Source organism: Mesorhizobium sp. M0140 (assembly GCF_040322475.1).
Taxonomy (GTDB): domain Bacteria; phylum Pseudomonadota; class Alphaproteobacteria; order Rhizobiales; family Rhizobiaceae; genus Mesorhizobium.
Genome location: NZ_JAMYTM010000006.1, coordinates 203,649 through 216,020, shown reverse-complemented (window position 1 = coordinate 216,020; position 12,372 = coordinate 203,649). Strand labels below are relative to the sequence as shown.

Genomic DNA, 12,372 nt, shown 5'->3' with positions numbered 1-12,372 from the left:
CCGCCTCCCCCCCCGCGCCGTTGTTGGGCCGCCTGATGGTGTGCTTGTGGGTGCCTGCTCCCCCGTCCGATCCTCCCCCCCCCCCGCCGGGCCGCGGTCCCCCCCCCCCCCCCCCCCCCGCGTCCGTTTCAGAACCAGACGTCGCTGAGGCGATGCCCTCGTGGATAAGGGTCTGTCGGGTCGAGGCCGTACTGGCCAATGCTGGTAATCCAGGCCTGCCCGGCAATGGTGACCACGACAGCGTCGCGATCGCCGACGCGCGCATTGGCGATCACCCGGGAATCGAAATGGGTCCCGATGATCGACTTGTTGCGGAACAGCTCTCCCTTGGCGATCTGCCCCTTTGCCGACATCACCGCCAGCCGCCCGGTGGTGCCGGTGCCCGTAGGCGAGCGGTCGAGCCTGCCATGCAGACACACCGTGCCGTTGACGCTTTCCACGCGACCGTCGACGCGCTTGATCGGGCCTTCGAAAATCACGTTGGACACGTCGCGGATCTTAGCGTTCTCCGGATGCACGACAACGAGCTGTTCGTTGGCCGCCTTCTTGATACGTTGGCCCATCAGCGACATCTGGTGTGCCTCGTCGGGTGTTATGGAAAAGCCCAGTGCGCGCGCGTTCACATGGGCGAAAGTCATGCCGCCATAGGAGGTGTCGACGGTGATCGTGCCGAGCCCCTCGACTTCGACAGGTGTGTCGAGGTGGAACGCGAAAGCCGGCACATTGGTGAACTCCACCTGCTTCACCTTGCCGTTCTCGCAGAGGCAGCGCACCTCGATCATGCCGGCCGGCGCCTCCATGCGCAGCCGCGTCTCGGGTTCCTTCATCGGCACCATGCCCGTTTCCAGCGCCACGGTGGCGACGCAGATGGTGTTGGAGCCCGACATGGGCGGGTATTCGGTGCTTTCAATTATGACGTAACCGAGATCCGCCGAGGGATCGCAAGGCGGCAGGATGATGTTGCCGTTGACGTAGGGCGCACCGCGCGGCTCGAACAAGAGCAGCCCACGAATGTCGTCCATATGCGCTTCGAGATACTCCTTCTTTTCGAACATGGTCTTGCCCGGAACGTCCTTGACGCCTCCGGTGATCACATTGCCGACTTCGCCCTCGGCATGGCAGCCGACGACCGTGAATGTTTTCGTCCAGCGCATTTTTCTCCTCCAGTGATTGATCTTGGCCCTGGCGATACCGATTCAGACCGTGTCGAGCCCCCGTTCGAGAAAACGATCGAGTTGTTCCATTTCCTGGTGCGAGAGGACGATACCGTCGCGCTCCGACGTCTCGCGGGCTAGGAACCGCCTTTGCGAGGGTAGGCGCGCACCTTGGCCCAAGATCGCCTCGAACAGCGCTTCAGCACGGCCCAGCGGATTGCCGGGCCGGCCGGCGGCGAAGGCTTTCGGCGAGAAAGCGATGACCAACTCTCCGTGCGACGGATAAAGCGTCGTGGTGCCAAGCAGCTCGAGCGCCCCGGGGCTGGTCAGGTCGCCGATCATGATCCCGGCGAGCAGTTCGATCATCGTCGCGATGGCGGAGCCTTTGTGCCCGCCGAAGGGAAGCATGGCGCCCGCCAGGGCAGCTTCGGGATCGGTCGTTGGCCTGCCGTCCGAATCCATGGCCCAGCCTTCCGGCAGCTTCTTGCCTGCCCGGCGGTGGAGCTCGATCTCGCCGCGCGCGGCAACCGAGGTCGCGAAGTCGAAAACGTAGGGAGGCTGCTCTTTACGCGGCCAGCCAAAGGCAAAAGGATTGGTGCCCAGCAACGGTCCGTTGCCACCGGTCGGAGCGACGGTGGCATAGCTCGGGCACATGGCCAGGCCGGCAAGGCCTGCCTGGGTCAAGGCTTCGACTTCCACCCAAAGGGCGGAAAAATGCACGGCATCGTTGATCGCTAGCGCGGCGATGCCGCAGGAGCGTGCCCGCTCGACCAGCACCGGCAGGCCCAGTTCGAAGGCCGGGTTGGCGAAGCCGTGCTTCGCATCCACTTTCACAATGGCGGGAGCGTCTTGCGGCAACAGTTCGGGCACCGCGTCTGGGTTTACCTTCCCTGCCTTGATCGTTCGCAGCGCGCCTTCGATCCGGTAGATACCATGCGATTTGCAGGCATCGCGCTCCGCCGCGACGATGACCCGTGTGATGGCGCTGGCCTGGATGGGGTTCAGTCCGGCCTTGCGGAAAATTGCATCGACGCGCTTATGCAAGGCATCGATGGTGAGGGCGGTATTGTTCATTTCTGGCCTTCGGGTTTGGCTGCGCGCAAACGCTGCCTTTAAAAATCCAGACCGCCGGCAAAGGCTCTTATATTCTGTGCAAGCAAAGCGGGCTGCTCGAGGGCTGCGAAATGACCACCGCGCGGCATCGCTGTCCACTGGCGGATGTCCTTGAAGACGCGCTCGACCCAACTCCTGGGCGGCATCGGCAGCTCTTTGGGGAACAAAGCCACTGCAAGCGGGACGTTGATCGCTGTGCCGGACGCGAATGCAAGCGGACGGGCGCGCGTTTCCCAATAGAGTCGCATCGACGAAGCGACGGTCCGGGTGAACCAGTAAAGCGAGATGTTGGCGAGCATGTCGTCGCGCGAAAATGCGGCGTTGGGCAGATCGCCATCGCAATCGCTCCAGTCGCGGAACTTCTCGATCATCCACGCTGCCAGTCCGACCGGCGAATCCGTCAGCCCATAGGCAAGCGTTTGCGGGCGCGTCGCTTGAATATGAGCATAGGCGCCATGAATATCCGCCCATTCGGCTTTCCGTTCCAGGAAGGCGCGTTCTTCCAAGCTTAGGTCGCCATCCGGGCCTGGATCGTGAGGAGGTGAGTATGAGCCGGGGATGAAGTTCAGATGCACCCCGGCGAGACTGTCTGGATGCGCGTGCGCCAGGCAGGTCGACACGCCGGCGCCCAGATCGCCACCTTGCGCGAGATATCGTTTGTAGCCGAGACGGCTCATCAACTCGGCCCAAAGGTCGGCGACGGTGAACAGGTTGAGACCAGGCCTGGTCGGTCGGCTTGAAAAGCCATAGCCGGGAATCGAGGGGACCACGACGTTGAAGGCGTCCTCCTGTCTTCCGCCATGCGAAAGCGGGTCGGTCAGAAGCGGGATCAACTCATGAAATTCGAAGACGCTGCCTGGCCAGCCATGGGTGAGTATGACCGTTCTGCCGGTTGCGACAGCGGCGCGCGCATGGATGAAATGGAGGGTTTCGCCGCCGATATCCGTCTGGTAGTGCGGATGGATGTTCCAGGCGGCTTCCTGCTTGCGCCAATCGAAGCCAGTGCGCCAGTGTTGCATTAGTCGGCGCAGTTGCTCGTGCTCCGTTCCCTGCGTCCAGCCTATTGCCTGCAACTGGTCCGGCTCGCGCCAGATCGAGATGCGCTTCTTCAAATCGTCGATTTCAGACTGGGCAATCTCGATGGTGAAGGGGCGAATTTTCATGGAGCCCTCTGCTCGCCGGCCATAAGGTTTCGGGCGGCGATAAAGTCGTGACTTTGCTGCCGGTTCGCGCGAAGCGCTTCTGTCGACGCTTCGATCGAGACCGGCAAGAAACGTAGGCGAGCGCCGACCGGCGCTTGCGCCAGCCGCCAGAAATCGGCTTCGATCACCGTGGCGATCTTCGGATAGCCGCCGCAGGTGTTGGCATCGGCAAGTTGGATGATCGGCTGGCCGGACGGCGGCACTTGAACAGTTCCCGGCACGATGCCGTGGGACAGCAATTCCAGCGGCGAGAGGAGGGAAAGCGTCGCCCCGGCAAGGCGATATCCCATACGGTTGGCGTCGTTGGTGATGCTCCATTCGCTGCCGGTGAAAGCCGCCTGGGCCTCCGGCCTGAAGGCGTCGAACTCGGCGGCCGGCAAAACCCGCAATTCGATTGCCGAGGCCAAGCCGTCCGCCGCGCCTCGCCGCTCTTCCAGCGCTGCGCCGATGCCGCCCGCGGGAAGGCGGCATTGCGCAGGGTTGAGCGCAAGCCGGTCACCGCGGGACAGACCGCGTCCGGCGAAACCGCCGAAACCGCCTTTCACATCCGTCGCGCGCGACCCCATGACGGACGGCAGATCGAGCCCGCCGGCAAAGGCGATGTAGGAACGAGCACCGATGCGCGGGGTTTCGAGGACTAGGGTCTCGCCGGCGCGGATCGTCATGGCCCACCAGGGTGGACAGGGCCGATCGCCGACGCTGACGGCGCAATCCGCGCCGGTGATGGCGACGGCGGTGTCGATATGCACGCGCAGCCGGAACGGATGAAGCGCGACCTCGATCCCGGCAGCCGAGGGGTCATTGCCCAGCATGAGATTGGCGATCGCCAGCGCCTGCCTGTCCATGGCGCCGCCATGGCTGACCCCCAGCGCCAGATGACCGGGCCGGCCGAGATCCTGGACCGTGTTCGGCAAGCCGGTGGTGAGGATCTCGATCATGCCTCGATCTCTGCGATTGCGAATCGGATTTTGTCTCCGGGCCTGAGCAGCACGGGCAATTCCGCTTCGGCCTTGAACAGCTTCACGTCGGTATGGCCGATTATGTGCCATCCGGAAGGCGCAGTCATCGGCATGATACCCGCCTGCGCGCCACCAATGATGACGGCGCCCTCAGTGACTTTGAGGCGAGGCGTGCTGCGCCTTGCCCAGGCAAGCAGCGGGTCGAGACCGGACAGATAGGGAAAGCCCGGCATGGCGCCGATGGCGGCGACGGTGTAGGTGGCCGCCGCGTGGCGGCTGACGGTCTCGTCGACAGACATGCCGCAATGTGCGGCCCAGCCGGCGAGATCCTCGCCGCGCGCGCCGCCATAACTGACGGGAATGGTATGATGCGTGCCGGTCACCGCGTGGGCATCGGTGCAAGCCCAGAGCGACATCAGCTGACCCGTGACGCTGTGGGCGTCCGTAGCGAGTGGGTCAAACACCACCAGCAGGTTGTTCATGCCGGGAACGGCCTCGCGCACCCCCTCTAGGCGCAGCGCGGCATTCGCCACCGCCCAGACCAGTTCCTGGGTGGCATCGCTGAAAGCCCCCTGCACGCCATCGAGCAGCAGCGCGCCCGATCCCGCAAGACTGATGTGAGGCGTACCGACAACCATGGGCGGTCAGTCCTTCACCGGCACCGTATAGTTCAGGATCAGGCGACCGCCATCCGGATAGATGGTCTGGCCGACGATGTAGGAAGCGTCGTCGCTGGCCAGGAAGGATGCGACGCTGGCGATCTCCGAAGGTTCGCCACAGCGGCCGCTCGGCGTGCGCGACAGGATGGTCTGGCGCTGCGCTTCGCTGGCCATGACCGAACTCTTGACCATGTCGGTCAGGATGGTGCCGGGGCCGATGGCGTTGACGCGGATGTTATGCGGGATCAATCCGACGGCCATCACCGCCGTCAATTGCTTGATGCCACCCTTGGACACGGCATAGGCGACGGAATTGGGAATGGCCAGGATGGCGTTGATCGACGACATGTTGATGATCGAGCCGCCGCGTCCCTGCGCGATCATGGCCCTTGCCGCGGCCTGCCCGAGAAGGAAGGGCGCCTTGAGATTGACGCGCTGAACCAGGTCGAAGGCTTCCTCGGGGAAGTCGACGAAATCGTCCAGATGGATGATGCCGGCATTGTTGATGAGGACGTCGACACCGCCGAATCGCTCTGTGGCCTTGGCAACAACATCGGCTGCCATTTCCTGCGTGCATTCGGAGAGATCCGCCGATAGCCAGGCGGCACGCTCACCAAGACGTTCGGCATGCTCGCGCCCGCGATCGGCCTGCACGTCGACAAGCACAACCTTGGCGCCATCGGCATGAAAGCGCTCGGCGCAGGCAAGGCCCAGGCCTTGTGCCGCCCCGGTAACGATCACGACTTTTCCTGCATGCTTCACAGCCAATTCCCTTTTTACAATCATGGCTTTTATGGATATGTTATCCAATCTATCTTGAACTTTGCCGCCATTGCAAGCCCGGACGGGTGGGCCTTTGCGGTCATGTTTGCCCGAGTGGCGGCGTTTATGGGCTGCTTTGGCTTTTTTCTGCCGACCATTGCAAGCCGGTTGACTCCACTGAATTAATTGTGATTGGATACTATATTCATAAAGGTGCCGACGACGGGGAGTGCAGACGATGGCGGATGGATCACAGGAAAGCGAACTGATCGACGCGTTCCGCGCTCTGGCGACGCCGTTGATCAGCGACAATCTCGCCCGTGTCCCCGGGGCTGTCGGGTTGCGGCCATTTCACCGGGTGGGCGGCGTCATGGCGGGGAGGGCGCTGACGGTCAGGACCCGCCCCGGCGACAACCAGTTCATCCATCGTGCGCTCGATCTGTTGCAGCCCGGAGACGTCATCGTCGTCGATGGCGGCGGGTATGAAGGACGCGCGCTGGTCGGCGAGATCATGACAAGTGTCGCGGCGTCGCGCGGCGCCGCAGGCATTGTCATCGACGGCGCCATTCGCGATGCCGGTGCCATCGGCCGCAATCCGTTTCCATGCTTCGCACGGTCGGCCATCCATCTCGGACCTTACAAGGATGGTCCGGGAGCCATAAATGTTCCCGTCTGCATAGGCGGCATGGTCGTCGGTCCCGGCGACATCGTCGTGGGTGACGAGGATGGCGTCGTGGCATTTCCAATCGAAGATGCCGCGGCTTTGCTGGCCGCCGTCAGGGCGCAAGAAGCGCGTGAGGCCGAGATCATGCAGAGCATCCGGGAGAACCGCTACCAGGGAGCCTATGCCCGGGCTGCCGGCGGCAGTCACTGATCGGCGGATCAGAGCCTGCGGGTGACAAATCGCGTGGCCGGCTAGCGATCTTGCTCAACATAACCGCTCCGCAGCTAACCGAGGGGCGAAACAATGCATTTCGGGCACGCCGCCTGGATGCGCCAACAGGGGAAATGGAGAGAATTAATGGTTGTTTCCTTCAAGAGGCTTGCCAAGAGGCTTGCTTGTGCCACCGCCCTTGCCGGGCTGGCTATGACCACGATGGCCGCGGCTGCCGACATCAAGATCGGCATTGTGGCCCCCATGACTGGCCAACTGGCCAGTGAGGGGCAGGATATGGAGAACGCCGTGAAGATGGCGATCGATGCCGTCAACGCCAAAGGCGGCGTCAACGGCGACAAGATCATCACCACTACCGCCGACGACGCCTGCGATCCGCAGCAGGCGGTGACCGCAGGCAGCAAGCTTGTCTCGGAAGGCGTGACCGCCATCGTCGGCGGCTACTGCTCGGGCGCCGTCTTGCCGACATTGAAGATCTATGGTGACGCCGGCATTCCATTCGTCATCATCGGAGCGAACTCGACCAAGCTGGTCGCCGCCAATCAGGGCAATGCCTTCCTAGCCAATTCAACCGGTGACATGCAGGCGACGACAGCCGTCGAGCTCTTCAAGAAGAACGGCTACAAGAAGATCGCGGTCGTGGACGAAGGCGATGCCTATTCGTCCGACTTGGCCAAGCTGACCGCCGAAGCCTTCAAGAGCGCAGGCGGCGAAATTGCCGCCAAGGAGACCACCACGGCCGGCGAGCAGGACTATTCGGCGGTCGTCACCAAGATCAAATCGAGCGGCGCCGACGCTGTCTTCTGGACCGCATATCATGCCGGTGGCGCCCTGCTCACCAAGCAGCTCCGGCAGGCCGGGTTCCAGGGCGGCATTGTGCTGGGCGACGGCAACAATTCACCGGAATATCTGGAGATCGCCGGGTCGGCCGGTGAGGGCGTGTACCTGTTGTCTCCCCCGACTGTCGACCTCTTGTCCGGCGCCGCCGACTTCAAGGCCAAGTACAAGGAAACCTATGGCCGCGACGCCGGCGCCTATGCGGCGCTCTCCCACGATGTGGGCGACCTGATCGTCGATGCGATCACGCGGGCCAAGTCGGCGGATCAGAAAGCGATCATCGAGGCGCTCAAGGCGAGCGACTTCAAGGGCCTTGCTGGTGAAATCAAGTTCACCGACAAGAACACGCTCCAGACCTCGAATTTCCGCCCGGTGATCGCCAAGGGCGGCAAGTGGGTAGCCGAATAAAGGCCAACCGGATTGACGCCGAGGCAGGCCTTGTGGCGGCCTCGGCGTCACCGCCGATTGTCTGGTGTGCCGACGCTGCGCTCAGACAAGACTTTTTCAATTCTGCCCTGGAGCATCAATGACGCTCGACCTGCTTATTCAGCAACTGGTGAACGGTCTTATCGTCGGCTCGTTCTATGCCCTGATCGCGCTTGGCTACAGCATGGTCTTCGGCGTCATCAAGCTCCTGAATTTCGCCCATGGCGACATCTACATGAACGGCGCCTTCGTCGGCCTCATCGTGTTCTCCTTCGTCGGCATATGGGTCGGCAATGGCTGGCTGGGCGTGGTCTGCGCCCTGCTTGTGTCGATGCTGGCTGTCGGCTTGCTCGGCGTCATCATCGAACGCTTCGCCTACAGGCCGATGCGCAATGCGCCGCGCCTCTCCATCCTCATCACGGCGCTCGGCGCGTCGATGGTGCTGAACGGCACGGCACTCGCCCTGACAGGCGGGCGGCATTACGCCTTCAACACGGACCTCGGTTTTGCCGGCGTGGATATTTCCACCGTTCACATCACCTACACGCAGATGGTGCTGGTGGCCGCCTCCATCGCTCTTATGGCCGGCATGCAGGCCTTTGTCTCACGCACCATGTACGGCAAGGCGATGCGCGCCGTGTCCATCGACATGGGGGCGAGCCGCCTGATGGGCATCGATGTCGACCGGGTGATCGCCTTGACCTTCTTCATGGGCTCGGCGCTCGCTGCCGGCGGCGGGGTCATGGCCGGCGCCTATTATGGCAGTGTCCATTTCTTCATGGGCTTCATCATGGGGCTCAAGGCCTTCACCGCCGCGGTCATAGGTGGGATCGGCAGCGTGCCGGGCGCCATGCTCGGCGGATTGCTGCTCGGCCTGCTCGAAGCTTTCGGTTCGTCCTTGCCCTTCGTCGGCTCGGAGTGGCGTGACGTCTTCGTGTTCGGGACCCTGATCCTGTTCCTTGTGTTCAAGCCGACCGGCCTTCTTGGACGCTCTGTCGTGGAGCGGGTGTGATGACCGACGAAGTGAGAACCATGCCGACCGCCGGGCAACCGCAATTGATGCGCTGGTCCGTCGTGCTGCCCGGCCTGGCGGCGCTCACCTGCGCGCTGGTGTTGCCGCAATTCGCCAACGCCTATGTGACGGAGGTGGCAACCACGGCGCTGCTCTATGTCGTTCTGTGCCTCGGCCTCAACGTTGTCGTCGGCTATGCAGGCCTGCTCGATCTCGGCTACGCCGCCTTCTTCGCGGTCGGCGCCTACACATCAGGCATCCTGACCGCGGAATTCGGGTTCAATTTCTGGCTTACCATCCCGGTCGCCATGGTCGCCGCCTGCGTGGCCGGCATCATCATCGGGGCTCCGACATTGAGATTGCGCAGCGACTATCTGGCGATCGTGACGCTGGGCTTCGGCGAAATCGTGCGCATCATCGCCCGCAACCTCGACATCACCGGTGGCGCGAGCGGACTCATCGGCATCGAGCGCCCGGAGATATTCGGCTTCAGGCTGATGCAGGTGCAGCACTTCTACTATGCGTTCCTGGTGCTTGCGCTTCTCACCGCCTTCGTCTGTCTGAGCGTCGAGCGATCGCGAATGGGACGAGCCTGGTTCTACGTTCGCTACGATGAGGACGCCGCCGCTGGCATCGGCATCAACCGTGTCACGGCCAAGCTGCAAGCCTATATGATGGGCGCTGTGATCGCTTCCGTGGCCGGATGCCTCTACGCAGCCAAGATGACGGCCATCTCGCCGGAGAGTTTCACCTTCAACCAATCGCTGCTCATCCTTCTCGGCGTCGTCCTGGGCGGCATGGGCCGCATTCCCGGCGTCGTCCTTGGTGCTGTTCTCGTGGCCCTGCTTCCGGAGGTGCTGCGCGGCGCGGGAACCTATCGTCCCCTGGTGACCGCGGTTGCGCTGCTGGCAATCATGCTCTTCAGGCCGAACGGGCTGTGGCCGGACAAGCGAGTTTGACCATGGCGCTGCTGGAAGTCCGCGACCTGCGTCTCAGTTTCGGAGGACTGAAAGTCCTTCACGACATTTCGTTCTCGGTTGAGAAAGGCGCCATCAACAGTCTTATCGGGCCGAACGGGGCCGGCAAGACATCACTCTTCAATTGCCTGACCGGCTTCTACAAGCCGAAGGGCGGCTCGATCAGTCTGGGCGGCCGGCCAATCACCGGCTTGCCGCCGCATCGCATCACCGCGCTCGGCCTCGCCCGCACGTTCCAGAACATCCGGCTGTTCAAGGAAATGACCGTTCTGGAAAACGCCATGTCCGGCCAGCATTGCCGCAGCCGCCACGGCATCATGTCGGCGATCCTGCACTTGCCGGCACAGCGGCGCGAGGAGGAGACGATCCGCGCGGCTGGCATGCGCTGGCTCGATTTTGTCGGCATCGAGCAGCATGCGCATCGCCGTGCCGGTGGTCTTTCCTATGGCGATCAACGGCGGCTCGAACTCGCAAGAGCCCTGGCGTCGGCGCCCGAGCTCATCCTGCTGGACGAGCCCGCCGCCGGCCTGAACGAGCGCGAGAAGCTGGACCTTGCTCACCTGATCCGCCGCATCCGTGACGAAACCGGTGTCACCGTCCTGCTGATCGAGCACGATATGGGCCTGGTCATGCAGGTGTCGGAGAAGATCGTGGTGTTCGACTATGGGCAGAAGATCGCCGACGGACCGCCGGAGGCCGTGCGAAAAGACCCCAGGGTCATCGAAGCCTATCTCGGTACGGAGGACTGATGGACGCCGAAATCGTTCTTTCCGCGGACCGCATCGTCGCACGCTATGACGGCATCGAAGCCCTTCATGGTGTCAGCCTTTCGGTCAAGCGCGGCCAGATCGTCGCCCTGCTTGGCGCGAATGGTGCGGGCAAGAGCACCACCCTGCGCACGCTGTCCGGCCTTGTTGCCGCATCCTCCGGATGTGTCCGCTTCCTGGGCGAGGACATAACCAAAGTCCCTGCCCATCGCCTGCCGCATCGCGGGCTCGTCCACGTCCCGGAGGGAAGGCGTATTTTCGGCGACATGACGATCAGGGAGAACCTCGACCTGGGCTCGTTCACGCTTGCCGACGACGTCGAGCGCCGGCGGCGGCTGGATCATGTTTTTGAGCTCTTCCCCATCCTGGCGCGCAGACAGAATGGCGATGCAAGGAACCTCTCGGGAGGCGAGCAGCAGATGCTGGCGATCGGCAGAGCCCTCATGGCCGCGCCCAAGGTGCTGTTGCTCGATGAGCCTTCCATGGGTCTGGCGCCGCAACTGATCAAGGAAGTCATGAACATCGTGCAGCGCCTCAATCGTGAAGGCGTGACCATTCTGCTTGTGGAGCAGAATAGCAAAGTCGCCTTGAAATTCGCCGACTACGGCTACGTTCTCAAGGCCGGACGCGTTGTTCTTGAGGGACCAGGCAGCGATCTCGCGAGCAATGAAGCGGTTATCAGCGCCTATTTAGGTGGCGTCGCTGCTTAGCTGGCAAAGCTGCCAACGCCCGGATTTTACAGAATGAGGCCGCCGCTCCAGTCCATGATTTGCCCGCCTTGCAGGAGTGGGATCAGCCACAACGAGTTGATTCTGTAGAAACGTTGACCTTCCGGGCCTACCATCCAGTCTGTGTTCCGACCCCGGGGACATAGCTGACAAAACCTCGAGGGACGCACGGAAACCAGCGGATTGCCGCAACCGCGACGGCGATCCCATAATGGCTCAGGAGTGATTGTTCATCCGCTCGAACAAAGCTTCGCCCATCCGGCGCGTATGGGCCAAAATACCGACAAGCACCTCGTCCTTGTCCGCTTCGAATGCGCAGCGCCTCGGTGGCGAATTCGTCCGGACTGACCATCATACGGTTGGCTGTTCCTCCGCTGCGGGTGCTGCCAACGAGACCGGTATCGACAATTGGCGGAGCCATCTCCACCACCCGAATTCCGCTCGACCTCAATTGATGACGCAGACTGAGCGTAAAGGAATGGATCGCGGCCTGTGAGAGCAAGACAAGCGCCTTGCTGTCGAGTTCCAGGAACATCCGTCGTTGATTTGCGTTTGCTCTCCGAGGTTAGACGTTTTCAAACCGAAGGAGAACGGTGTCATGGACTGGAACCGCGTGGAAGGAAACTGGAAACAGGTGAAAGGCAAGGTCAAGGAGCAGTGGGGTAAACTCACGGATGATGACCTTGACCGCATCGCCGGCAAGCGCGATCAACTCGAAGGCAAGATCCAGGAGCGTTACGGCCTCGAAAAGGACCGTGTGCGGCGCGATATCGATGACTGGTACGGTCGGCAGGGCTGGTAGGCGTGTGAGCCCCGGCTGCGGCCAACTCCAAGACGCGGCCCGGGTGCCAATTCGGCAGGTCCGGGCCATGCAGGCGCCG

General features: G+C 62.7%; 14 protein-coding genes. 7 read left to right on the top strand and 7 right to left on the bottom strand.

What is annotated here, in order from left to right:
- Positions 1 to 128 precede the first annotated feature (128 nt).
- From NKJ37_RS09050 to NKJ37_RS09025, 6 genes are read right to left on the bottom strand one after another with little or no spacing between them, the layout of a single operon-like run.
- Entirely contained in the window at positions 129 to 1,154 is a 1,026-nt protein-coding gene (locus tag NKJ37_RS09050) for a proline racemase family protein (protein ID WP_023809519.1), read from the bottom strand.
- Positions 1,155 to 1,196: 42 nt separating this feature from the next.
- On the bottom strand, positions 1,197 to 2,228 hold the full coding sequence (locus NKJ37_RS09045; RefSeq protein ID WP_023809518.1) for an Ldh family oxidoreductase: 1,032 nt from the start codon (positions 2,226 to 2,228) through the stop codon (positions 1,197 to 1,199).
- A 38-nt stretch (positions 2,229 to 2,266) separates the two neighbouring features.
- Positions 2,267 to 3,430 (bottom strand): epoxide hydrolase family protein, encoded by a 1,164-nt coding sequence (locus NKJ37_RS09040; protein WP_023809517.1) that lies wholly within the window; start codon positions 3,428 to 3,430, stop codon positions 2,267 to 2,269.
- Positions 3,427 to 4,407 carry a 5-oxoprolinase subunit C family protein gene (locus NKJ37_RS09035; RefSeq protein WP_023809516.1) on the bottom strand — a complete coding sequence of 327 codons (981 nt, stop codon included), beginning with the start codon at positions 4,405 to 4,407 and terminating at the stop codon, positions 3,427 to 3,429. Before NKJ37_RS09035 ends, NKJ37_RS09040 begins: the two co-directional genes overlap by 4 nt.
- Entirely contained in the window at positions 4,404 to 5,066 is a 663-nt protein-coding gene (gene pxpB, locus NKJ37_RS09030) for a 5-oxoprolinase subunit PxpB (protein ID WP_352441939.1), read from the bottom strand. Before pxpB ends, NKJ37_RS09035 begins: the two co-directional genes overlap by 4 nt.
- Before the next feature lie 6 nt (positions 5,067 to 5,072).
- On the bottom strand, positions 5,073 to 5,849 hold the full coding sequence (locus NKJ37_RS09025) for an SDR family NAD(P)-dependent oxidoreductase (protein WP_023809514.1): 777 nt from the start codon (positions 5,847 to 5,849) through the stop codon (positions 5,073 to 5,075).
- Between the two features lie 238 nt (positions 5,850 to 6,087).
- Between NKJ37_RS09025 and NKJ37_RS09020 the strand changes: the two genes are divergently transcribed.
- The 6 genes from NKJ37_RS09020 to NKJ37_RS08995 all read left to right on the top strand — a co-directional run bounded on the left by NKJ37_RS09020 (position 6,088) and on the right by NKJ37_RS08995 (position 11,473).
- A complete protein-coding gene (locus NKJ37_RS09020; protein ID WP_023809512.1) occupies positions 6,088 to 6,723 on the top strand; it encodes an RraA family protein in 636 nt (211 codons plus the stop codon).
- 147 nt (positions 6,724 to 6,870) lie between these two features.
- Positions 6,871 to 7,989 (top strand): branched-chain amino acid ABC transporter substrate-binding protein, encoded by a 1,119-nt coding sequence (locus NKJ37_RS09015; RefSeq protein ID WP_245273099.1) that lies wholly within the window; start codon positions 6,871 to 6,873, stop codon positions 7,987 to 7,989.
- 118 nt (positions 7,990 to 8,107) lie between these two features.
- Entirely contained in the window at positions 8,108 to 9,019 is a 912-nt protein-coding gene (locus tag NKJ37_RS09010) for a branched-chain amino acid ABC transporter permease (protein ID WP_023809510.1), read from the top strand.
- The gene (locus NKJ37_RS09005) at positions 9,019 to 9,978 is read left to right on the top strand and encodes a branched-chain amino acid ABC transporter permease (RefSeq protein ID WP_245273097.1); all 960 of its coding nucleotides are present in this window, start codon (positions 9,019 to 9,021) and stop codon (positions 9,976 to 9,978) included. The genes NKJ37_RS09010 and NKJ37_RS09005 overlap by 1 nt, the downstream gene beginning before the upstream one ends.
- Before the next feature lie 2 nt (positions 9,979 to 9,980).
- Positions 9,981 to 10,745 (top strand): ABC transporter ATP-binding protein, encoded by a 765-nt coding sequence (locus NKJ37_RS09000; protein WP_352753467.1) that lies wholly within the window; start codon positions 9,981 to 9,983, stop codon positions 10,743 to 10,745.
- The gene (locus NKJ37_RS08995; RefSeq protein ID WP_023809507.1) at positions 10,745 to 11,473 is read left to right on the top strand and encodes an ABC transporter ATP-binding protein; all 729 of its coding nucleotides are present in this window, start codon (positions 10,745 to 10,747) and stop codon (positions 11,471 to 11,473) included. The genes NKJ37_RS09000 and NKJ37_RS08995 overlap by 1 nt, the downstream gene beginning before the upstream one ends.
- A 127-nt stretch (positions 11,474 to 11,600) precedes the next feature.
- On the opposite strand, the gene NKJ37_RS08990 is transcribed toward NKJ37_RS08995, so the two are convergent.
- On the bottom strand, positions 11,601 to 12,026 hold the full coding sequence (locus tag NKJ37_RS08990) for a Rossmann-fold NAD(P)-binding domain-containing protein (RefSeq protein ID WP_352610931.1): 426 nt from the start codon (positions 12,024 to 12,026) through the stop codon (positions 11,601 to 11,603).
- A 63-nt stretch (positions 12,027 to 12,089) separates the two neighbouring features.
- Here NKJ37_RS08990 and NKJ37_RS08985 point away from each other — a divergent pair, with 63 nt between their 5' ends.
- Positions 12,090 to 12,293, top strand: coding sequence for a CsbD family protein (locus tag NKJ37_RS08985; protein ID WP_023809505.1), 204 nt, complete (start codon positions 12,090 to 12,092; stop codon positions 12,291 to 12,293).
- Positions 12,294 to 12,372 lie beyond the last annotated feature (79 nt).